2 protein-coding genes are annotated in these 1,235 nt (G+C 32.1%); both read left to right on the top strand.

What is annotated here, in order from left to right; all coding sequences use genetic code 11:
• Positions 1-602, top strand: a 602-nt coding sequence (locus D829_RS33720; protein WP_017689853.1) for a hypothetical protein, incomplete at its 5' end; no start/stop codon positions are given.
• A gap of 130 nt (positions 603-732) precedes the next feature.
• Positions 733-1,221 carry a type I restriction enzyme HsdR N-terminal domain-containing protein gene (locus D829_RS0115635; RefSeq protein ID WP_017689852.1) on the top strand — a complete coding sequence of 163 codons (489 nt, stop codon included), beginning with the start codon at positions 733-735 and terminating at the stop codon, positions 1,219-1,221.
• Positions 1,222-1,235: the final 14 nt, after the last annotated feature.

Genomic DNA, 1,235 nt, shown 5'->3' with positions numbered 1-1,235 from the left:
TTACTGCTGTATTCTCTGTAGGAGGTGCCGGAGCAATCATCTTAGGTGTTTCAAATTGGCTAGGAAAAATATGGGCTACTCGTATTCAAGAGAAAGATAGAAAGAATTATCAAGAAGATCTTGAAAAATTAAAGGCTAGTTACTTAAACGATTTAGAAGCCAAAAAAGCGGAACTTGAAAAATCCAAAATATTATTTGCTCGGTATTCTGAACATCAATTTAAGTTGTATAACGACTTATATAGATCGTTATACGAATTGAAAATTGTTGCAGATAGACTTTGGGAAAGAGCTGGAAGAGCCACACTTCAAGATTTTTCGAAGCAGCTAAGTAAAACAAAAGAAACTTTAGAAAAAAGCATGTTATTAATTGAGGATAGGCATTATGAAAGGTTATCTGAATTATTAGATAAGTTTTCGGAATATAAGATTGGAAAAGAAAAACTCATTGATTTACGAAATCGTCCTACTAGTAACTTTAGAGATGAAGAAGCTATTAGAGATGTAATAAGAAATAATAGCAAGTATAAAGAAGAATATTCAGATCTTATAAAACAAATCGGTATTTTATTTAAAAGGCAGATTAAATTAGTAGAGGATTAAACGGACATCTTCTAACATAATATTCACGCTGCGGACATTCGTCCTTGGTCTGGCATTCGCCAGACACTCGACATACGTCGAGTCGTGAATACAGGAACGTTAGGCGAAATTGAACTTAAGGAGTAAACCCATGACAAGAATTAATGAAAACCTGTATACCAATAATATTGTTATCGAATTTCTTAAATCCAAAGGATATACAAGAGACTCTATTCTTCAAGAAGTCTCCATTTCAACCGATCCCACACAAAGATTATTTGCGGATATAATTCTCATGAATGAATCCAATAAGGACTATTTAGCTATTATAGAGGTTAAACGAATCATAAAACCTGGCAGTCTGGAATCAGCTAAACGCCAAATTCATCGATATATACATGCCCTAAGTCATTTAAATATTCCAGGTTACATTTTTGCTTTTGACCAGAACAATAATATGAACATATATTCTCTTAATAAAGATGGAATATGGAATGAAATTGATGACGAACACTTTCCAAACTATACTTCATTAACTACCATTGAAGAAAAGAAACGTGAATTAAAGCAGACAATTAAGAAGAAAAGAAACGTGGATATATTCTTAATGATTTGTATTATTGCTGCAGTAATTACCTAGTATTCTTTTGATAT

The sequence above is a fragment of the Paenibacillus sp. PAMC 26794 genome, assembly GCF_000316035.1.
Lineage (GTDB): Bacteria > Bacillota > Bacilli > Paenibacillales > Paenibacillaceae > Paenibacillus.
Note: the sequence above shows the minus strand (reverse complement) of the source record. Positions and strands in the feature narration are given on the sequence as shown.